Origin of the sequence: Desulfuromonas sp. AOP6, from assembly GCF_009731355.2 — a bacterium.
Lineage (GTDB): Bacteria > Desulfobacterota > Desulfuromonadia > Desulfuromonadales > SZUA-540 > SZUA-540.
The window spans coordinates 3,046,892-3,067,816 of record NZ_AP022810.1; the positions used below are offsets into that span (position 1 = coordinate 3,046,892).

At 59.5% G+C, this 20,925-nt stretch carries 14 protein-coding genes; 3 read left to right on the plus strand and 11 right to left on the minus strand.

Annotated elements, in window-relative coordinates; genetic code table 11:
- The 3 genes from gatB to gatC are packed head-to-tail and all read right to left on the minus strand — an operon-like array spanning position 1 to position 3,239.
- Positions 1-1,449, minus strand: a complete 1,449-nt coding sequence (gene gatB, locus AOP6_RS14250; RefSeq protein WP_155877389.1) for an Asp-tRNA(Asn)/Glu-tRNA(Gln) amidotransferase subunit GatB — start codon at positions 1,447-1,449, stop codon at positions 1-3.
- 20 nt (positions 1,450-1,469) lie between these two features.
- The gene (gene gatA / locus AOP6_RS14255) at positions 1,470-2,927 is read right to left on the minus strand and encodes an Asp-tRNA(Asn)/Glu-tRNA(Gln) amidotransferase subunit GatA (RefSeq protein ID WP_155877390.1); all 1,458 of its coding nucleotides are present in this window, start codon (positions 2,925-2,927) and stop codon (positions 1,470-1,472) included.
- A 24-nt stretch (positions 2,928-2,951) separates the two neighbouring features.
- Positions 2,952-3,239 carry an Asp-tRNA(Asn)/Glu-tRNA(Gln) amidotransferase subunit GatC gene (gatC, locus tag AOP6_RS14260; RefSeq protein ID WP_155877391.1) on the minus strand — a complete coding sequence of 96 codons (288 nt, stop codon included), beginning with the start codon at positions 3,237-3,239 and terminating at the stop codon, positions 2,952-2,954.
- Positions 3,240-3,454: 215 nt separating this feature from the next.
- On the opposite strand from gatC, the gene AOP6_RS14265 reads away from it, so the two are divergent.
- Positions 3,455-4,105: an OmpA family protein gene (locus AOP6_RS14265; protein WP_155877392.1), complete on the plus strand. Its 651-nt coding sequence runs from the start codon at positions 3,455-3,457 to the stop codon at positions 4,103-4,105.
- A gap of 86 nt (positions 4,106-4,191) precedes the next feature.
- On the opposite strand, the gene AOP6_RS14270 is transcribed toward AOP6_RS14265, so the two are convergent.
- Positions 4,192-5,793, minus strand: coding sequence for a mucoidy inhibitor MuiA family protein (locus tag AOP6_RS14270; protein WP_213194628.1), 1,602 nt, complete (start codon positions 5,791-5,793; stop codon positions 4,192-4,194).
- Between the two features lie 72 nt (positions 5,794-5,865).
- Positions 5,866-6,408, minus strand: coding sequence for a TlpA disulfide reductase family protein (locus tag AOP6_RS14275; protein WP_155877394.1), 543 nt, complete (start codon positions 6,406-6,408; stop codon positions 5,866-5,868).
- A gap of 252 nt (positions 6,409-6,660) precedes the next feature.
- Between AOP6_RS14275 and AOP6_RS14280 the strand changes: the two genes are divergently transcribed.
- Both AOP6_RS14280 and AOP6_RS14285 read left to right on the plus strand, forming a co-directional pair.
- The gene (locus AOP6_RS14280) at positions 6,661-7,140 is read left to right on the plus strand and encodes a ferritin family protein (protein WP_213194629.1); all 480 of its coding nucleotides are present in this window, start codon (positions 6,661-6,663) and stop codon (positions 7,138-7,140) included.
- 64 nt (positions 7,141-7,204) lie between these two features.
- Positions 7,205-7,417 carry a hypothetical protein gene (locus AOP6_RS14285; RefSeq protein WP_155877396.1) on the plus strand — a complete coding sequence of 71 codons (213 nt, stop codon included), beginning with the start codon at positions 7,205-7,207 and terminating at the stop codon, positions 7,415-7,417.
- Between the two features lie 73 nt (positions 7,418-7,490).
- Here AOP6_RS14285 and AOP6_RS14290 read toward each other — a convergent pair whose 3' ends face one another.
- The 6 genes from AOP6_RS14290 to AOP6_RS14315 all read right to left on the minus strand — a co-directional run bounded on the left by AOP6_RS14290 (position 7,491) and on the right by AOP6_RS14315 (position 20,842).
- Positions 7,491-8,660 carry a phospholipase D-like domain-containing protein gene (locus tag AOP6_RS14290; protein WP_155877397.1) on the minus strand — a complete coding sequence of 390 codons (1,170 nt, stop codon included), beginning with the start codon at positions 8,658-8,660 and terminating at the stop codon, positions 7,491-7,493.
- A 25-nt stretch (positions 8,661-8,685) separates the two neighbouring features.
- Positions 8,686-9,576 carry an ATP-binding protein gene (locus tag AOP6_RS14295; protein ID WP_155877398.1) on the minus strand — a complete coding sequence of 297 codons (891 nt, stop codon included), beginning with the start codon at positions 9,574-9,576 and terminating at the stop codon, positions 8,686-8,688.
- 197 nt (positions 9,577-9,773) lie between these two features.
- The gene (locus tag AOP6_RS14300; protein WP_155877399.1) at positions 9,774-15,407 is read right to left on the minus strand and encodes an OmpA family protein; all 5,634 of its coding nucleotides are present in this window, start codon (positions 15,405-15,407) and stop codon (positions 9,774-9,776) included.
- A gap of 180 nt (positions 15,408-15,587) precedes the next feature.
- Positions 15,588-18,095, minus strand: a complete 2,508-nt coding sequence (locus tag AOP6_RS14305; protein ID WP_155877400.1) for a glycogen/starch/alpha-glucan phosphorylase — start codon at positions 18,093-18,095, stop codon at positions 15,588-15,590.
- A 117-nt stretch (positions 18,096-18,212) separates the two neighbouring features.
- Positions 18,213-19,811, minus strand: a complete 1,599-nt coding sequence (locus AOP6_RS14310) for a DUF445 family protein (RefSeq protein ID WP_155877401.1) — start codon at positions 19,809-19,811, stop codon at positions 18,213-18,215.
- Between the two features lie 35 nt (positions 19,812-19,846).
- On the minus strand, positions 19,847-20,842 hold the full coding sequence (locus tag AOP6_RS14315) for a sugar phosphate nucleotidyltransferase (RefSeq protein WP_155877402.1): 996 nt from the start codon (positions 20,840-20,842) through the stop codon (positions 19,847-19,849).
- Positions 20,843-20,925 lie beyond the last annotated feature (83 nt).

A 20,925-nucleotide genomic window follows, 5' to 3' on the forward strand; every position in this document is an offset into this window, starting at 1 on the left:
TCACCCTTTGAGTTTCTTCAAGAGCAGTTCGTTGACGAGGGCCGGATTGGCCTTGCCCCGACTGGCTTTCATGACCTGGCCGACCAGGAAGCCGAGAACCTTCTCCTTGCCGCCGCGGTACTCTTCCACCTGATCGGCATTGGCGGCCAGCACCTCATCGATAATCTGCTCGATAGCGCCGGTATCGGTGACCTGTTTCAGACCCTTTGCCTCGATGATGGCGTCGGCGGTCTCGCCCGTGCGCCACATTTCCTCGAAGACCGTCTTGGCGATCTTTCCGGAGATGGTGTTGTCATCGAGGCGGGCCAGCAGGGCCGCCAGCCCCTCCGGCGTCACGGGACTGTCGCCAATGGCGATGCCGTCCTCGTTGAGGCGGCGCTGCACCTCGCCCATGACCCAGTTGGCGCAAAGCTTGCCGTTGCCGTGCTTGGCGACCGTCGCATCGTAATAATCGGCCATGGCCCGATCGGCGGCGAGCACTTCGGCATCGGTGCGGTTCAGGTCGAAGTCGCGCACGAAACGCTGAATCTTGGCCTCGGGCAGTTCGGGCAGCTCGCGGCGGACCGCCTCAATCCACTCGGGACTGACCACCAGGGGAACGAGGTCGGGGTCGGGGAAGTAGCGGTAATCGTGGGCCTCTTCCTTGCCGCGCATGGAGCGGGTCGTGCCGGTGACGCTGTCGAAGAGGCGCGTCTCCTGCACGACCTTGCCGCCCTCGTCGAGAAGGTCGGCCTGGCGCTCGACTTCGTACTCGATGGCCTGCTTGATGAAGCGGAAGGAGTTGATGTTCTTCAGCTCGGCGCGGGTGCCGAACTCCTTCTGCCCCCAGGGCCGGATGGAGACGTTGGCATCGCAGCGGAAGGAGCCCTCTTCCAGATTGCCGTCGCAGACGCCGAGGTACATGACGATCTGGTGCAGCTTCTTCAGGTAGGCGATGGCCTCGTCGGCGCTGCGCATGTCCGGTTCGGAGACGATTTCCAGCAGCGGGGTACAAGCGCGGTTCAGGTCGACAAGAGAGCTGTTTTTGGCCTCGGGACTGTCGCCGTGCAGCAGCTTGCCGGCGTCTTCCTCCATGTGAATGCGGGTGATGCCGACCCTTTTGTTCCCCGCCTCCGTCTCGATATCGAGATGGCCGTGCTCGCAGATCGGCAGTTCGAACTGGGAGATCTGATAGCCTTTGGGCAGATCGGGGTAGAAGTAGTTCTTGCGGGCAAAGATGGAGCGCGGCGCGATGGTGCAGTTCGTCGCCAGGCCGGTACGAATGGCATATTCCACCACCTGTCGGTTGAGAACCGGCAGGGCGCCGGGCATCCCCAGACAGACGGGGCAGGTCTGGCTGTTGGGGGCGCTGCCGAAGCGGGTGGAGCAGCCGCAGAATATTTTGGTCTTCGTCGTCAGCTGGACATGCACCTCCAGCCCGATGACGACTTCATATTGGGAAGATTCCATGGTTGAACCTTTCTTGCCGTTTAGATGTCCGCTCTGCGGGTGTGCCAGTCCGTGGCCTGCTCAAAGGCATAGCCTGTTCGCAGCAGGGTCTCTTCCTCGAAGGGGCGGCCGATGAGCTGCAGACCGATGGGCAGGCCCTCCCCCGAGAAGCCGCAGGGCAGGCTCAAGGCACAGGTGCCGGCCAGGTTGACGGGGATGGTGAAGATATCGGACAGGTACATCTGCAGCGGATCGGAAACTTTTTCCCCCAGACGGAAAGCCGGGGTGGGAGCCACCGGCGTCAGCAGAACATCGACTTGCTCGAAAGCGTCGAGGAAATCCTGGCGGATGAGGGTTCTCACCTTCTGGGCCTTGAGGTAATAGGCGTCATAGTAGCCGGAGGAGAGGGCGTAGGTGCCCAGCATGATGCGGCGCTTGACCTCGGCCCCGAAACCGGCGGCGCGGGTCTGCTCGTACATGCCGATGAGCCCGCAGCCGGCGTCGACCCGGCTGCCGAAGCGGACCCCGTCGTAGCGGGCCAGGTTGCTCGACGCTTCGGCTGTGGCGATCAGATAGTAGCAGGCGACCGCATAGTCCGTATGGGGCAGGCTGACCTCGACAAACTCGGCCCCCAGTTCCCGATAGGTGGCAATCGCCGCGTCCATGGCCGTCTTGACCTCGGGATCGAGCCCCTCGATGAAATACTCGCGGGGCAGACCGATCTTCAGCCCCTTCACCCCCTCTTGGAGGTGGGCACGGTAAGCGGGTACGGGACGATCCACCGAAGTGGAGTCGGCCGGATCATAGCCGGCGACGGCTTCAAGCAGAATGGCGCAGTCCTCCACGTCGCGGGTGACGGGCCCGACCTGGTCGAGGGAGGAGGCATAGGCGATCACCCCGTAACGGGAGACGCGGCCGTAGGTGGGCTTGAGACCGACCACCCCGCAGTGCGCGGCGGGCTGGCGGATGGAGCCGCCCGTATCCGTCCCCAGCGTGGCCACCGCCTGCCGGGCGGCCACCGCCGCCGCCGAACCGCCGGAGGAGCCGCCGGGGACCGTAGCCGTGTTCCAGGGATTCTTCACCGCCCCGAAGGCGGAATTCTCGTTGGAGCTGCCCATGGCGAATTCATCCATGTTCAGCTTGCCGACAATCACGGCCCCGCGTTCTTTCAGGCGGGCCACTGCCGTGCCATCGTAGGGGGCGATGAAGTTGTCGAGAATCTTCGAGGCACAGGTGGTGCGTACCCCTTCTGTCAGAAAGATATCCTTGAGCGCTACGGGAATGCCGGTGAGCACGTCTGCCTCGCCGGCGGCCAGACGGCGGTCCGCTTCGGCCGCAGCGGCCAAGGCTTCCTCCCGGCACACGGTAATGAAAGCGTTGATTTGATCATCGGTGGCGGTAATGCGGTCGAGAAAGGCCAGGGTGAGCTCGACCGAGGTCGTCTCTCCCTGGCGCAGCAGAGCCTGCAGTTCGTGTATGGTTTTATCGATCAGTTCCATCAGTTCTCCTGTTCAGACGGACGCTCATTCAATGACGCGGGGTACGCGGAAACAGCCGTTGTCGGCTTCGGGCGCGTTGACCAGGGCCTTGTCCACACCGATGGAATCACGGACGACATCCTCGCGAAAGGCGTTTTCCATGGGCACGGCATGGGCTGTGGGCAGGATGCCGTCGGTGTCAAGCTCCTTGAGTTTTTCCACGTAACCCAGAATCGCATCCATTTGACCGGTCAGGGCATCCAGTTCTTCATCCTGCAGGGCAAGACGCGCCAGTCTGGCGACGTGCTCGACCTCCGCGCGGGTGATCTTCATAACTTGTTCTCCTCCATGGGATTTTTACTCTCTGCAAGACCTGAAAAAGTAGCACGGGCACACCTAATTTTCAAGCATCAAGGTCCCTGCCGGCCAGGAAGATTGGTCGGTTCGTATTGATTTTTTGCCCAGTCGTGCTAATAATGAAAGCGCTTGCTTTGAGGCGCCGCCGGCGGCGACGGCGCAAAACTATCCACCTGAAGGAGAAATGGAAAATGCGTAAAAATATCTGTTATCTGCTTGTTGCCGGTCTCATTCTGGCCGGCTGTGCCCAACCCCAGACCCGGACGACCCAGGGAGCCATGATCGGCACCGGTGTCGGCGCCGCCGTAGGCGCCGGACTCGGTCAGGTTATCGGCGGCGACACCGAGGCCACCCTCATCGGTGCCGGCATTGGCGCGGCCCTCGGCGGCGCCACCGGTGCCTCAATCGGCCGCTACATGGACAATCAGGAAGCTCTCATGCGCCAGCAGCTGGCCGGGGTCGAAGCCGCCAATATTCAACGCAACGCCAATCTGTTGGCCGTCACCTTTAAATCCGACTTCATGTTCGATGTAAATTCTTCCAATCTCAAACCCGGCTCCTATGATGAGATTGCCAGGGTGGCCCAGGTGCTTAACCAGTATCCGCAGACCACTATCCAGATTGCCGGCCATACCGATTCTACCGGCAGCGAAGCTTACAATCAGGACCTCTCGATCAAACGCGCCAGTGCCGTCAAGAATGCCCTCACCGGCCAGGGTGTCAATCCTGCCCGCATGAACGTCATCGGCTTCGGCGAGTCCCAGCCCATTGCCGACAACAGCACCGAGTACGGCCGTCAGCTCAATCGCCGGGTCGTCATTACCATCGCCCCACAGGGTTGATGATTTTCCAAATGCGCCAACGACAACGGCTCCCGGGACAAACCGGGAGCCGTTTCTTTTTTCAGAACACGCTCTCTGTGCAAAATTCAAAGCCCGCTGACCTGTTCATCGGCCGGATAGGTGACGTGAAAACGGGTGACAAACTCCTGCTTCTCCCCGGCAGCGAGTTCACGCTTCCAGGTGACGGTACCGTCCTTGGCGACCTCCGCCTCGGTGCCCGCCGGGGACGCGATGGACACGGCAATCTTTTCATGGGTGGAGACGGGCACCTGGTCGCGAATCAACAGACGCACAGGCCTCGTCTTGCCATTAATAATAGCGGCCTTATAGGCGAAATGCTTACGTGTCTGCTTGCTGAAAGCGCCGATCTCCTCGGTAAACTGCTCCTGCAGACTGTGGGTGACCAGGATGGTTTCATCCATTCCCAGAGCGAGGCGCATCTCTTCACCGGCGGGGATGGATGCCGCTACCCGGTTTGTCCCCACATAGCGGCCATCCAGGAATATTTTTAACTCACCTTCCAGCAGAGGATATACGAAAGGGTTCTTAAGGACTGCCGTCAGTGAAGCAAAGCGGGACAGTCTCGGGACCGCGAGATATTCAAAAGTCGATTCGGCCTCGGAGGTCGATATCAGAATCTTGTGGGGCTGGTTGTCGGACGGCAGCGCAATCTTCCGGTTGACCCGGTAAGACATGGAAGTCGCCTCGCTGCTCACTTCAGGTTCATAGGCAGCGGTCGCCATACTTTCCATGGGGGCCGATTCCGCCATTTTCAGCAGACGATCCGCCGCCACTGACCGGTAGGCCATGGGCGGCGGCTCATAGAGATCGATCCGCCAGGGAGAGAGGGGTGGAATCTCACCGGAAACAGATGGACGCGCCGTGGAAAGTTCGATACCGGCGCCACCGAGATCTTCGCCCGTCGCCTGCTGGACCACGGCGAAAAAATGCAGGGAAACTCGCTGCTGCTCGGTGTCAGCCCGCACCTCGTAAAGCGGTCGCCAGCGCGCGTCCGCGAGAAAGTAGGAATAGTTTAACTCGAAGAGGGCATCGCTCTCGGCAAAGACCGTCACCCGCAGACTTTTGGATTCCTCGCGCGGGGGACCGAGAGCTTGCAATTCCTTTTCCAGTTCAGCTTTTTTCTTCTCCAGGACAACAATTACCTGGTCAAGGCGTGCGATGTTTTCCAGGCGCGCCGCCAAAGCCTGCTCCAAAGAGCCCAGATAGTTCTGCACAACCTGGAAGGTCGTGTTCTGCTCCTGGGGAAAGGGCAGCACTTTCTGCAGAAAAGCGATGGCCTGGCTGTTGACTTCGCGTTCATTCTTGTGGCCGACGATCTCTTTTTCGATTTCGTCAAGCCTGTTCTGCAGTGTACGCAGGCGTTCCTGCACCGGCTTGACCAGGGCTGTACGACGCACCTGGATATCGAGAACGCTCACCTTGTCGGCGGCGGAGATTCCAGCCTGCACCGAATCGTCGATGAGGCTCGGCACGAGACCCGTGATGTCGAAAGAAGTCTCTCCCCGCCCCACGGAGACACGCAGGCTCTTTTTTACCATGGCCCGATCTGGATAGAGAATCACTTCGCGGGTGGTGGCCAAGGAAGCGGCATACTCCGCCTGCCCCCAGGCGAGACAGGGCAGCAACAACGGCATCAGAACCAGACCCAAAACAGCTTTTCTCAGCATAGCCATAACCTCCATCCAGCAGGGGTTTGTCAAATCAGGGGCGACAGCCATCGAGCCATCCCACCTTGACCGTCAACGCGCCGTCATCAACGAAGAAATGTACCGAACCACCTCGGGAGCATTCCAATCCAGCGCCCCGGTGACCGAATCCACCATATTCCCTTCACGGTCGATGATAAAGGTGTGGGGCAAGCCTCGGACCTTGTAGAGATTAGCTACCGCCTGGGTACTGTCAAGAAGGATGGGGAAATTCACCGGAACCTCTTTTAGAAACTGCGCTACAGCCTCTTTGCCGTTTTCCTCTACATTGACCGCCAGCATGACAAAGTCGCCTTCTTTCAGCCCTTGATACAGAGACTCCATGGACGGCATCTCTTCCTTGCAGGGCGGACACCAGCTCGCCCAAAAATTGAGAAATACCACTTTGCCCCGATACTCGGAAAGAGAAACCGACTCTCCCTGCATATCCGTCAGGCTAAAATCTGGGGCCATGGCAATAGCAGCCGGCTCTTTCGCAGTCGACAACTCAGACTCACGAACGCCCGAACCTGCCACAAAAAAATAAACGACAGCCAAGCCAATCACCACAGCGGCGATAATCATCTTACGTTGCATGAAATAAATCTCCTTATGACCTTTTTCGCAAAAAATGGCGCGTTACCAGCTGCGGCAAGAGAAGTGATGTCGAGTTGCAACAAAAAAACAAGGGTAGAACAAGGCGGGCTTAAAAAGCAAGGTTGACCGGTAGTACCAAAAACCCACCTTGTAGCCCGCGGCCTTTTGACAGTTTCCATTTTTCGGCCATAATTTCATAAAAGACATTCAAATCACCCATCACAGGAGGGATCTATGCCGCAAGAGTATAAAATGAAAGAAGCTCTGAAAATGGCCATCGAGGCCAAAAAACATCTCATGGACTTTTACAATGAGGCCGCCGCGGTCACGGAAAACCCCAAAGGAAAAGCGGTGTTTACCCGGCTCGCCCAGGAGGTCCGTGAGAATGCCGGTAAATTCTTCACGCACTACAAGTGGGACGACCTGGGCACTTTCGATGAGTTTATGGCCAAACCTGCCAGGGATGACTCGGCCATGCTGCACGAACTGAGGAAAGCCATCGACAAGAATGTGCATGAGCGCAAGGCCCGCGAGATTGCCCTGCAGGAAGAGGCGGACATGGAGAAGAACTTTACCCTGGCCGCTTCACACATCGTTGACCCGTCGGTGAAGGCCATCTTTATGGAAGTGGCCAAGGACACCCGCATCCATTATGCAATCATCGAATCGGAATATGCCCACACCATGGCCATGGTTCACGAAACGGATATTGACATCTACGTGCGCGAATAGAACATCATTCTCCGACGCTTAATAAACTTCAGACAAACGAGAGCACCTGACAAGGAGGAACTTGATGGCTGAAAAAGACGTGGTAAGCCACATTTTGAAATTTTGCCGAGATCACGAGTTTGCTAAAAAAGTCTTTCAGCAGATTATCGTCGAGAAAAACAAGCACGTTCAATTGCCCGACGGTGAAGTTCAGTTGACGGACGAAGAGATGACCGAATTCGTCGAACGCTTCAGCGCCGAAATCGAACCGACCCTTTATACATCCAAACGCATGTGACCAGGACAGGGCGCCGCTATCCACCAACCCGCCCAGGCGGCGCCTGTTCAGGATCCCCAGCTGAAATCCCCCGTCACTGCGGGGGATTTCTCTTTTCACGCCAGAACCAGGCCACTATCGTCACCACCTTGCCAAGGAAACGCTCCCACAGACGGTGGTACCAGGGTCGAATACGCCATTCCGTGTACTCAAATTCAATACACTGAAGAAAGTCCTCCTCGAAAAAGGCTTCAACCGCTTCGATAACAGCCGAATCCTCCACCTCCTGGTTTGCTTCCAGATTCCAGTGCTCGTTCCAGCGGTCGCCATTGGCCGAACCGATGGAGACCCAGTGATCACACATGATAACCTTGGCGTGGAGAAAGCGGGGCTGATACTCAAAGATGCGGACCCCATTTCGCAGCATCCGCTCATAATGATAGCGACCTAACCAGCGAATTTCTGGATGATCCGTATAAGGCCCCGGCAGCATCAGCCGCACATCGACCCCGTTGCCCGCCGCGCGGATGAGGGCCCGGCGCAACTTGGCGGAAGGAACGAAGTAGGCCGTGGATAGCCAGACGCGTTGACGAGCCTGACGGATATGGCTCACAAAAGACTGCTTGATCTCCGAGCGTTTTAAATAGCGGGAATGTGCGGCCACCCGGCCCCTCTGGACTCCTGCCCTGGTGGGTACCGCAGGAGGCTCTGGCAGCTGCAGGGGAATTCTGGACCATCGGTTCCAGGTTTCCATGAACAGAGCCTGCCAGGTCTCCACGCTCGGCCCTTCGATCTTGAGCACGACATCGTGCCAGTACTTTTCCGGCTCCAGACTCGGGTCGAATAGATCCTTGAGGCCAAATCCACCGGTATAGGCCAGGACACCATCCACCAGCAGCAGTTTGCGGTGGTTGCGAAAGAGATTGCGCTGCCAGTGACTAAAACGCAAGGGGTTGTAAAAGAGCAGGTGCGCCCCTTCGCTCATCAATAAATCGCGATCGCCCCGGGACAACCGCAAACTACCGTAACCGTCGAAGAGGAGATAGACCTGCACCCCGCGAGAGGCCGCATCACACAGGGCAGCGATAAATCGTGTTGCCAGCTCTCCCGACTCGACCAGGTACATTTCAAGCAGGACATATCGCTGGGCCTGCCGGATGCTCTCCAGCATGGTCGGGAAGAAGCGGCTGCCATCCACCAGCAGGCGAAACCTGTGGCCGCTCTTCCACAGGGTGCGTTCATCTCCGTTTGCTGGATTTTCCATAAAATGGCTCCAAAACCAGCCCCGCTCAGGGCTTCCCCTTCTTCAGCAGCTGCCTTCCCACCCAATGACTCGAAAATTGCAGGGCGGTACGGCCACAGCGTTTGCTTTTATCGTGCGACCACTGAATGGCCGCCTCCCGTAGTTCCAGCGACCAACTCATCTCCAGGCCGCTCTGCGCGGCCAGCTTTTCCACGCACTGCCGCACCACGCGCAGATAGTGGTCCTGGGAAAAAGCGTGAAAGGCCACCCACAAACCGAAGCGGTCCGAAAGGGAAATTTTTTCTTCCACCCCCTCGCCGTGGTGAATCTCGTTGTTGACCATCTTGGCGCCCAGGTTGTCCGTTTCGTATTCAGGCAGCAGATGACGGCGGTTGGAGGTCGTATAGATGCGCACATTGTCGGGAGCTGAATAGACGGAGCCGTCGAGGGCGCTCTTGAGCATTTTGTAGCTGGGCTCCCCCGGCTCGAAGCTGAGATCGTCACACAGCAGGATAAATTTGAAGGGTTTATCCCCAATGGCGGCGAAGATATCCGGCAAGTAGGTCAGGTCGTCTTTATCGACCTGGACTACCCGCAGTCCCTGAGGTGCGTAGGCGTGCAGAAGCGCCCTTACCAGAGAAGACTTGCCGGTGCCCCGAGTTCCCCAGAGCAGCACGTTATTAGCAGGATAACCGGCGAGAAATTGGCGGGTGTTGTCCTCCACCGTCTCTTTTTGTTCTTCGATTCCCAGCAACTCGTCGAGACCTACCTTTTCCACTTTCTTCACCGGCTCCAAGGTGCCGGAAAAAGAATGGCGGCGCCAATTGGCAGCCAGACAGGTATTCCAGTCGATTGTTTCCACGGGACGGGGCAGCAGCTGTTCCAGAGAAGTCAGCACCCTCTCGAGCTGCGCTACCACTTCGGGCTTGAGGTCCATGAGGCACTCTCCTGTCGTCGATGGATGAGGAAAAGATGCGCTGGTCCACAGGAGTTCGGAGGGTTTTGAGCATGGCGACCCGGTCTTCGGACCAGGGTCAGACGGGCCTGCGGAGAAGCAGATCCTATCATAGCCCAAATAGGAGGGAGGGGATAAATTTTTCTCGGGCAGGGGGAGGAGAGCGGCGGGAGCTGAATTTAGTAGCCTATAAAAGTTCCCGCATCGTCAGCATCCACTGTACCCACGTTGTTAGCACCGTCGGGAGAGACCAGGTAGGATTCCACCTCAGCAGGAGTGGTTCCTTCTGTCATCCCTTTGATAGCGATCAGACCATCACTGCCACCACCCGTGGTGGTGAGGCTGAAAGTATTGGCCGTATTGCTGTTCAGGTCAAGCCGCAGCGTCGAGCCATTAATGGACGTGGCAGAGAAACCTCCGAGCCCAAGGGTGTTTCCGGCCACCGTCGCCGTCATAGTGCTGCTGGTGTCCTGCAGCAGAGTAACGCCGCTACCCACCAGGTTGAAGGCGATGTTCTTGGCGGAAAGTTCGCCGATATTGCGGGCATAAATCCCGGTGGTGCCGCCGGTGATGCTGCCACCATTGACCGTGAAGGAGCCGGCGCTGTTCTCCAGGTGGAGACCGTGTCCCAGCGACCCTCCAATATCAGCCTTGGCCACGGTGACATCGGCCAGGGAATTGGTATAGGTGATGGCGTTGCCGCCGACGCTGTTGGGGTTGGTCACGGTGATGTCGCCAAAATTGATCAGGCCGTCGGCATCCCGGATAACGATACCTGAGCCAATGCGATCGAGAACATCGACCTTATCGAAGGTAATGACCGAGCCCGCACCGATGCCGTCCATGTTGATGCTGGTGGTCGCGCCATCGATGGACGTATCGCCCAGAACCTGGAAGCGGGAGCCGGAACTCAGGTTACTGAGATTGATTCCCACGTTGCCGGCATCGGCCGCGTTGACCGAGGCCAGGGTGATGTTGGTCGTGATCGAGTCGAGGTCTATGGCTGGCGCATTGGTGGTGTCGATAAGGCCGTCAATCACCGTGAGGGTCGCCTCGGCACTGTTGCGAGCCAGAATGCCGGTGCCGCTGTTGGTGAAGATTTCGACATTCTTAAAGGTGTAGCGACCGCTGTTGTTGTCCAGATAGAGGGGGTCGTTGATCAGTCGGGTGGTGTCGCTGCCCAGGATGAGGTTGTCGAAGCTGACATTCCCCGCCGAGTTGGTGATGCGCACCCCCTGGTTGTTCGCCGTCAGGGCCTGAATGACGCTCGCGGGCGTGGCCGCGATGAAGTTGACGGAGCCGCCACTGCGCAGGTCGTTGATGTGGGCGATATATCCGGAGGCACTGTCGATGCGGCCGCCGTAGCTTACGTTGGCAGCGCTGCCGTCAAGGGCAAAAGCAGTGTCCGACTGGCTGACTATGGTGGTGTCACTGCCGAAGGTGAAGCGGCCGCTTGAACCGTTGCGTATGTCGATACCCACCGGGGATCCCAGTTCTTCCAGCAGGGTGGACCCCTGGAACAGATAGGTGCCGTCGGCGTTGCTGAAGAGCAGGCCGCCGCCGGCGGTGGCCTCCAGGCTGCCGGTGTTGAAGGTCAGCGTGCCGCCGGAGTGGTCACCGATGCGCACCAGAGCGGCATCGCGCACCTGGGTCAGATCCCCTTGGTAGGTCACGTTGGCGGTACTGCCATTGACGTGGAACGCGTCGCCGGTGGGGCTGACAATGGACGTATCGGCGCCGAAGGTAAAGCGGCCACCTGATCCCGCCAGAATATCGACCCCGGCGTCACCACCGTCCAGGGTGGTGCGCCCGAGGAATTCATAGGTGCCATCGGCGTTGGCGAACTGCAGTCCGTCACCGTTGCTGGCCGTCACCGCCCCGTTGCGGAAAGTCAGCGTGCCGCCGGCATGGTTGGTCACCTCCACCACACTCGCAAGGTTGCCCTGGCTGAGTTGGCCTTCGTAGCCGACGGTGGCGCTGCTGTCCCGCACGACAAAAGCCGAACCTGTGGGATTGATGACTTTAGTACTGCTGCCGAAGGTGAAGTTGCCGGCTGAATCCGCCAGGATGTCGATACCAGCATTGCCGCCATCCAGGGTGGTGATACCCAGAATTTCATAGGTGCCGTCGGCGTTGACAAACTGCAGACCGTCGCCATTGCTGGCCGTCAGATTGCCGGTCCGCAGGGTGAGAGTGCCACCCGAATGATTAGCCACATCAAGCAGGCTCGCCGCATTGTTCTGACTCATGGAGCCGCTATATACCAGATCGGCGCTGCTGTCCCGCACCGTTAAGGCTGCGCCGGTGGGGTTGAGAATGCTGGTGCCGTTGCCAAACTCGAAACTGCCATCCGAACCAGAAAGGATGTCGATGGCGGCATTGCCCCCCTGCAAGCGAGTGGTTCCCAGAAAGGCGTAGAGCCCGTCCGCATCGGAGAATTGCAGGCCGTTGCCGTCGGTGGCCTCGATGGTGCCGGTGCGGAAGGTGACGGCGCCCCCCGTGTGTCTGGCGACCTCCACGGCGTTGCCCGTGCCGTTCTGGGTGATCGTGCCGCTGTAATCGACGGTGGCGCTGCTGTCTCGCAGAGTAAAGGCGCTACCACTGGGGGTAAAAATCCCTGTGTTGCCGCCAAAGGCGAAACTGCCAGCGGAATCGGCCAGAATATCGATGCCGGCGTCACCACCAACAAGGGTCGTCGTGCCCCGGAAACTGTAGGTGCCGTCCGCATTGCGGAACTGCAGCCCGTCACCATTGCCGGCGACCAGGGTGCCGCTGTCGAAGATCACCTCGCCGCCGCTATGGTTACGGATGGCGATGGCCGAAGTCGCGCTGTCATGAGTCAAATCGCCCTGGTATATCAGATCGGCACTACCGCCATCGATAGAAATGCCGACACCGCCGGAATTGGCGATGGCGCTGCCGCGCCCGAAAGCCAGACTGCCCTCTGTTTCCACAATGTCGACGCCAGTGCCGGCGGCGCTGTCAACCAGCAGCCGGCTCACTTCCAGATCAAGTTGACTATTGCTGACTTTCAGGCCAGAACCAGAAGACCCTGTGGCGGCCAGAAGCCCACGCACTGTCATCTGCCCACTTACACCTGAAAAATCGAGGGCGCTGCCGCCTCCCGTCGCCGAAATATCGGTCAGGGTCAGGTCAACAGCGGTTTCGCCCAGAACCAGGGCGTCCCCCCCGACAGAGCGAACCTCTCCAGCCGCAACACGCAGAGAGCCGCTGTTGCTGGCGACCAGCCCCTGCGCCCCTTCGGTGCGGATGCGCAAATCGTCTATGGCGATCGCGCTCTGATCGTTGTTGAGGAGAGAAAGGGCAGCGCCGCTGCTGGTTCCGGCAACGCTCACCCGGCCGAAATGCAGGTCTGCGTCGCTGCTGTTCTGGATGCGCAAACCCAGCCCGTCCTGATTCTCCACGCCGGTACCGCGAAAATCGAGGGTCCCTTGATGACCATCCATGTCGATCACCCGTCCCCCCGTCTGCGACAGGGTGCTGGCCGTGAAGGCGCCGCTCAGTTCACTCCGGTAAAGCTGCAGAGCGGTGCCGCCGCCGGTGGCGGCGATCAGGCTGTTGGCAACGCTGAGGGTGCCGGTGCCATTGTCTATCGCCAGACCCGCAGTCGTATAATCGCGAACATTCAGATCGGCCAGGGCCAGGGAGTCGATCCCGCTCCCTGCAATACCCCTGGAGCCGCCGTTGATATTGAGGCCGGACAGCCGGTTGCCACTGGCCAGGGCAATCACGTCCCCTGCACCTGCCTGACTGAGAGTCGGACGGCCGCTGGCGGAAGTAATTGACAGTTTGTACTCGGGCGCTTCCGGCAGACCTTCGAAGGAAATAAGTCGGGCTCCGGTATCGCCAATCCCCATCAGCTGCTGGCGTTGCTGAAGGGTGAGCGCCGGACTTTCCGCCCCTCCTGAGGCGATCTGGCCGGCGTCGTTTATCAGAAAAAGGATATCGCTGAGCGAGGAAGCTTGCTGGGCCTCCGTCAGTGTCATCGGAGCGGTCCGGGTACCGTCAGCCACAGACAAGCCATTGAGTAGAGTACCATCGGCATCGACGAAAAAGAGATCGATAGGGGCCCCCGTCTCGGGGTCAACCACGGCGTACTCGTCGGCGATGATGACGGATGGCCCCTCTTCCGTACCCGGTGTTTTGGCCATATCCTGGGCAAAGGTGACGATATCGACGTCTCGGATGACCGGTCTCATCATACGACGCTCAATCTCTTCGCGGGCAAAGGAGGAGGGTGCATCCTTGATAACCTTGCCCAGCGGCACCCTGACATTGGCAAAACCGAAGCCTTGGGCACCACGGATCTGATCATCCTGGTACTCGACCCCCAGGCTCAGGCTGCTACCCAGAATACTGAAGGGGTCTTTGCGCTCGTAAGCCAGACGAAGACGCGGTCCGGCCACTTCGGGGGTCAGCGCGTTATCGAACCAGAAGTAGCCGGCGTGACCCCACAGCGTGCTCCTTTCTCCCAGTTCAAGACCATAGCCCGCCTCGATATCAAAACCATGCAGGGGTCTTTCACGCGTCTCGTAGAGGGTGGTACGCACCACCACGGCGGTGCGATCAAGTTCGACACCGGTGGTTGCAAAACTGTCGATTACGTGGGAAGCATTCTCGGGCAGATAAGCGTTGGCGCGTAGTTCCCAGTTTCTGCCCAGCAACTCGGCACCGAGGGTGAACTGCTGAAAGGAGAAACCGTAGGTACTGCTGCGGTTGTCGTAGAAGGCGTAAGCTCCCCAGATGGCCTCGCCCAAAAGGGGCAGACCGTTATCGAGAATCTTGCGGTAACCGAGGCCGTAGTTGCCCTCCAGGCTCGAATCGTCTGGTAGCACCACACGCAGGTCGGCAAAGAAGATGGCATTGTCCGTCTGCCAGAAAGGCCACATGACGCTGAAGCGCCCCAGGCTGCGATCCGTTCCTTCCTTGTACGTCAGATCCAGCTGCGGTCCCCACTTGCCTGGAGGTGTGAAATAGGGCGCTACCACCCGCCCTGCCGTCAGGGACTTTTCCTGTTCATAGAAGGGAACATAGTCGTCCTTGTAGCTGGCGGGCAGGGGTTTTTGGGCAGCGGCCAAGGCCGGGGCATCACCGGGATAGACGGCCCGATTACTGAAGGCCTCGCCGGGTGGTGGCGAATAGGGCACCGGTGTTGGCGCTGCCGGTGCGGGTACACGGTACTCTTGCCTGGGCGCTGGCGGAGCGCTGGCGACCGGTCTCGGCGATGGTGGGGGCGAGGTTGGACGCTGGCTCAGTAGGGTCTCTTCCCTGACAGGCCGGGGAGCCCTTTCGGTCTGAATCCAGATTTCCACCCGGCGATTCTGGGCGCGCCCTTCCTCGCTGCTGTTGTCGGTGACGGGCAGGGTGTCGCCGAGACCCTCCACCAGGACAGTCGCTTCTTCGGGAACATCCAGAATGCTCAACAGGTAATCGGCCACACTTTGGGCGCGGGCCTCGGAGAGTTCGAAATTGTCCTTGAAGAGCTGCCTCGATCCTCCCTGCAGGCGCTGGTCATCCGTATGTCCGGCCACATAGATATGCACAATACGCAGACCGTCGAGGGCCATGGACAGCCCCCGCAGCAGCGCCTGGTCTTCAGCCCCCAACTCGTTGCTGGCCGAGGCGAAACGGGGCCAGACAACGTACTCTTTTTCTTCCAGGGTCATCCCTTCCCGGGCCAGCACGCTGGCGGGAGACAGCACCAGCAGTCCGGCCAGCAGAATGCACAGCAGGCGAAAGGTTCCTCGCCGGCGGACAGCCGCCCAGCCACGTATTTCAAGGGGAAAAACCATGCACAGACATCCAGAAAAACCTGGCAGCTCTCAAAAGGCATCCAGGTGAATATGGGACGGAGGTGTCCCATGCTTCATATCGGTCTGTGGCCGTGCAAAGTTTAGGAGGAAATGCAGGGAAATATGCCTGAAGAAAAAGGAACGAACCGGGAGAAAGGGTTCTTTCTCCCGGTTCGTGGATCAACGCTCGCTGACGTCTTCGACCGGTGTCAGCCGCCATATTTCCTTGTTGTATTGGGCGATGGTACGGTCGGTGGAAAATTTTCCGCTGGCGGCTGTATTGAGGATACTCATACGGGTCCAGCGGACCTGGTCCTGATAAGCCTCCGCCACCCGCTGCTGGGCATCAACGTAACTGCGAAAATCGGCGGCGACCAGCCAGGGATCCTGAGGATTGAGAATGGCCTGAATGATGGGCTCAAAAATGCCAGGCTCAAACTGGCTGAAGTGGCCGCTCTGCAGCAGTTGCAGCACCCGCTGCAGATCCGGATCGGCAGTGACGACCCCGCGCGGATCATAGTGACGGCGAACCTCGTCGACCTGCCCGGCATCAAGCCCGAAGAGGAAAAAGTTGTCGGCGCCGGCTTCCTCGCGAATCTCGATATTGGCCCCGTCCAGAGTGCCTATGGTGAGGGCGCCGTTCATCATGAACTTCATATTACCGGTGCCCGAGGCCTCCTTGCCGGCGGTAGAAGTCTGCTCCGACAGATCCGTCCCCGGACAGATGACCTCCATGGACGAGACGCCATAGTCAGGAAAGAAAACCACCTTGAGGCGACCGGCCACCTCTTCGTCTTCATTGATGCGGGCCGCGACATTGTTGATCAGCTTAATAATGAGTTTGGCGGTGGCGTAGCCGGGCGCCGCCTTGCCGCCTATTAGGACGCAGCGGGGCGTCCAGTCTGCCGCATCGCCACGTTTGAGGCGGTTGTAGAGGTGGATGACATGCAGGATATTGAGCAACTGGCGCTTGTACTCATGGATGCGCTTGACCTGAACATCGAAGAGAGCGTTCAGAGGGAAGTCGACCCCGCAGCGGCTTCGCACAACCTCGGCAAGTCGGGCCTTATTCTCTTGCTTTACCTGCCGCCAACGTTCCTGATAGGCGGGATCGTCCGCCAACGGCTCGAGCTGTCGCAGTTGATCCAGGTCCGTCACCCAGCCTTCCCCCAGGGTCTCGTCGAGCAGAGCGCTCAGGCCTGGATTGGCCCAGAGCATCCAGCGTCTGGGGGTAACGCCGTTGGTCTTGTTGTTGAACTTTTCAGGCCAGAGTTCATAAAAATCACGGAAAAGTCCCTCGGTGAGCAGACGGGAATGCAGGGCGGCGACGCCGTTGACGGAGTAGCTGCCGACGATGGCCAGATAGGCCATGCGTACCATGGGTTCCGGCCCTTCCTCAATGATGGACATGCGGCGCTGACGCTCGCTATCGCCAGGCCAGCGGCGGGCCACCTCAGCGAGGAAGCGGGCATTGATCTCGTAGATGATGTCGAGCAGCCGAGGCAGGATGTGCCGGAAAAGACGCACGGGCCACTTTTCCAGCGCTTCGGGCAGGAGCGTGTGGTTGGTATAGGCCATCGTCCTTTGGGTGATAGCCCAGGCCTCATCCCAAGCCAGACCCTTGCCGTCCATGAGCAGGCGCATCAGTTCGGGGACGCTGCAGCTGGGGTGGGTGTCGTTGAGCTGAAAACAGTTTTTGGCGGCGAAGACGGTCATGTCGCCGCCACAGACACCGCACCAGCGCTGCAGCACATCCTGCAGACTGGCGGAGGCGAGAAAATACTGCTGGCGCAGACGCAGCTCCTTGCCATTCTCGCTGGCATCGTTGGGGTAGAGCACCATGGTGATGTTCTCGGCCGCATTTTTGGCCGCCACGGACTCGGGATAACTACCCGCATTGAACTCCCCCAGGTCGAATTCATCGGTGGCCGCCGATTTCCACAGCCGCAGGGTGTTGACGATACCGTTGCCATAACCGGGGACGGGAAGGTCATAAGGAACCGCCAGCACGTCGTGGCTGTCGACCCAGCGGAAACGCTGTCGACCCTCGGCATCCCGATAGGCTTCACTGCGGCCTTCAAACTGAATGCGCTGCGTATATTCGGGGCGCTTGATTTCCCACGGATTGCCGGCACGCAGCCAGTGATCCGGCTCTTCCACCTGAAAACCGTTGACGATTTTCTGACGAAACATGCCGTACTCATAGCGGATGCCATAGCCCTGCACCGGCAGCCGCAGGGTGGCGCAACTGTCCAGGAAGCAGGCAGCCAGCCTGCCCAGACCGCCGTTGCCCAGGCCGGCATCCTGTTCCGTGTCCACCAGCTCCTCCAGGTCAAGGCCGAGCTGATGCAGGGCTTTGGTGGTCGGCTCCGACAGGCCCAGGGCCTGCATGGCGTTTCCCAAAGCCCGCCCCATGAGAAACTCCATGGACAGGTAATAAGCGCGCCGGCAGTTTTGTTCGTCACAGGCGTAGCGCGTCGTCTTCCAGCGTTCCATCAGACGGTCGCGCAGGGTCAGGGCCAGGGCCTCGTAAATGTAATGGCGAGAGCGGCAGTACTTGTCACGACCCAGGTTCAATGTGTAGTAACTGCGAAAGTCCTCGCTCAGACTCGCCTTGTCCATACCCAATGGGGGGAGTTCGGTAAGACTTGCGCAGGGGCTGCTCTTGTCCAGTGGCTTGGTATACATGGATAGATCCTTGGCCAAAAAAGGGAAGGGGTCAAAGGGTCGACACTTAATGCTTTACCACATTTCGACGCGATTGGAATGTCGGCGGGATTTTTATTTGGCGGCCGGCAGCGAGGATCAGACCAGGCGAAGCAGGACCAAGTTGACCAGGCCGATGAGAAAACCGAGCAGAGCCCCGAAGAGATTGATGTACTTGAACTGCTCTTTCATGATGCCCATGAGCAGCCCTTCCACCTTGAGAATATCCAGGGAATTGACTTTCTCCTCCACCATGCGGTTGACATTGAGGGTCTCCACCAGAGGTGGCACTTCCTTCTTCAGGAGCTCGGCCAACTGGCCGTAGAGACCGTCAACCAGCTCTTCTCGCACATCCGCCGGAATGCGGGCCGACAGTTTGCCCAGGGGACGGCTGAAAAGCCAGTTCTGCAGCCAGCCCGACAGCAGAGCATCGAGGGCATCGCGCGCCTCGGTGGAACGCAGCAGGGCCAGCAGACGATCGGCGGCATAGTCGCGCCCCTTTTGCAAGCCCCCTTGCGGCAGGGTCTTTTCCAGCAGCGAGGCAAAGGAGCGGTCCTTGACCTGTTCGAGACCCCGTTCGCTCAGCTGCAGCAGGGTATCGACGGCCTTGCGACTCTGCACCATCGTCACCACGCGTTCGCGGGCAAAGCGGCGCATCCCCGCCACCTTTTCGTAGGAGACCTTTTCGAGGTAGCTGGAGAGGGGACGGTCGAGCAAAGCGTCAATGCGCTCTCGCAGCAGCGCCGCCACTTCGGCCTGCGTCTTCTCTTCCCGCAGCCAGCGGGCTATTTCGTCCCCGGCCTTGTCCAGAAACTCGGGGATGCGGGCGTAGATCTTGTCGAGGTTGATAAAGCCGGCCAGCAATCCGGACAGACCCCCGAGTGAATCGAGAAAGCCCTCAATCCCCTCGCGTCCTTTCTCCACCAGCCGCTGACGGAAGTCAGGATCGTAGAGCATGCCACCGAAATTCTCCAGCAGGGGTGGGATCTCCTTCTCCATCTGCACCAGGATCACTTCGACCAAATCGGCGGGCAGAAGTTCACGCAAAGGCCGGGGCGAGCTGAGCAGTCGCTCGCTGCGGCTGTCAACGAAATGCCCGACGGCGCGACCGACAGCAGGGGAAGTCAGCAGCGCGGTGAAACGATCGTCAAGGTGGCCACGCAGATCACTGTACCGCTCCGGCGTCAAAAAGCTCTCGAGATCGCGGGCCAGCAGCTCGTCCCCCTTGCGCTGCAGGTAACCACGCAAAGCCTCCTCGAAGGCCTCGGAGTCGGCATAGGCGAAAACCGACTTGACCACCTTGTAGCGCAGCAGGTCGACCAGGTCGCGAAAGCGCCCCCGGAAATTGGCGGGCACCAGCGACTCGAAGGTGCCGAGATCGCGGTCGAGGAAGCTGCCGAGCTTGTCGGCAACCGCCCCCTTGAGCTCACGGCGGAAGCCTTCCTTTTCCAGCGCCCGGCCGACATCTTCGGAGGTCAGCAGGTGACTGCCCACCATCTCTCCCATCTTCTCCGCCAGCTCGCCGCGTTTGGCCGGGATGATCCCCGGCGTCAACGGCAGGCGAACCCCGAGGATACGCCAGGGGTGCAGGGGACGGAAGAGCATGCGGATGGCGATGTAGTTGGTCACATAGCCGATCAAAGCCCCGAGCAGGGGCGGCAGCAGATAAGGCAGGAACTGTTCGTAGGATGTCATCATGGTCAACCGGTCAGAGCAGGCTCAAACACAAGCGCTCAGCCCTCCATCTCGATAAGGGAGTGGTCGCCGATATTCATGCGGCGGGGATTTCCCAGGAGGGCGACGGCGTCGCCGAGAATCGAATCACGCAGCACCATGCCGCGCACCTGGGAGTCGGTGTTGATAATGGAGTCGCGGATAACGCTCCCCTCGATATGACAGCCGGCCGCCACCGACACGTTGGGGCCGATGACGCTGTTGCGCACCACCGCCCCCTTGCCGATATGCACCGGCTCGATGAGCACGGCGTTGTCCGCCTCGCCGTGGCAGTGATGGCGGCCCTTGAGCAGATAGCGGTTGGTCTCCAGCAGAGTTTCGGGCTTGCCGCAGTCGAGCCAGGCATCGATTTCCGGAGCCCGGAACTTCAGGCCGTCACGGATCATATTCATGAAAACGGCGGGCAGATAGTATTCCCCCTTGACCGTCTCGCCGGCCGCGATGGTCCGATTCAGGTAATCCATGAAGCGGCTGCCGTCCTTGAGGTAATAGAGACCGACCTGGGCCAGTCGCGAGATGGGAGTTTCGGGCTTCTCCACCATGTCAACAATGTAATCACCACGCAGCACGTTGACGCCGAAGCGCTGGTAGTCTTCGACCTCCTTGGAATAGATGAGGCCGTCGCAGTCGCCGCACAGTTCCTGCAACCGGTTCAGATCGGTCACGAAAATGGTGTCGTTGAACACCACCAGCACATCGTCTCCAGGGCGTAGGCGCGGCGCTGCCAGGGCGACGGCATGGGCGGGGCCGAGGCGCTCTTTCTGCACGATGTAGCTGCAGGACAGGGCCGGGAAGGTCTTGGCCATGAAGCGCTCGATCTGGCCGCCGTTTTCGTCGGTGATGAAGATGTACTCCTCGGCCTGCAGGGGCGCCAGACGACTGACGATGTGTTCGAGCACCGTCTTGCCGGCGACATGGACGAGGGACTTGGCTTTGGTATGGGTATGGGGCCGCAGGCGCGTGCCTTTGCCGGCCACCGGCAGAACAATCTTCATAATACCTCCAGGGAAGGGATTGTCATCTTCGCCGAGCTTGCGTAAGATGCATTCTTTTCAGTGATATTCCAGCCGCGCCGTGG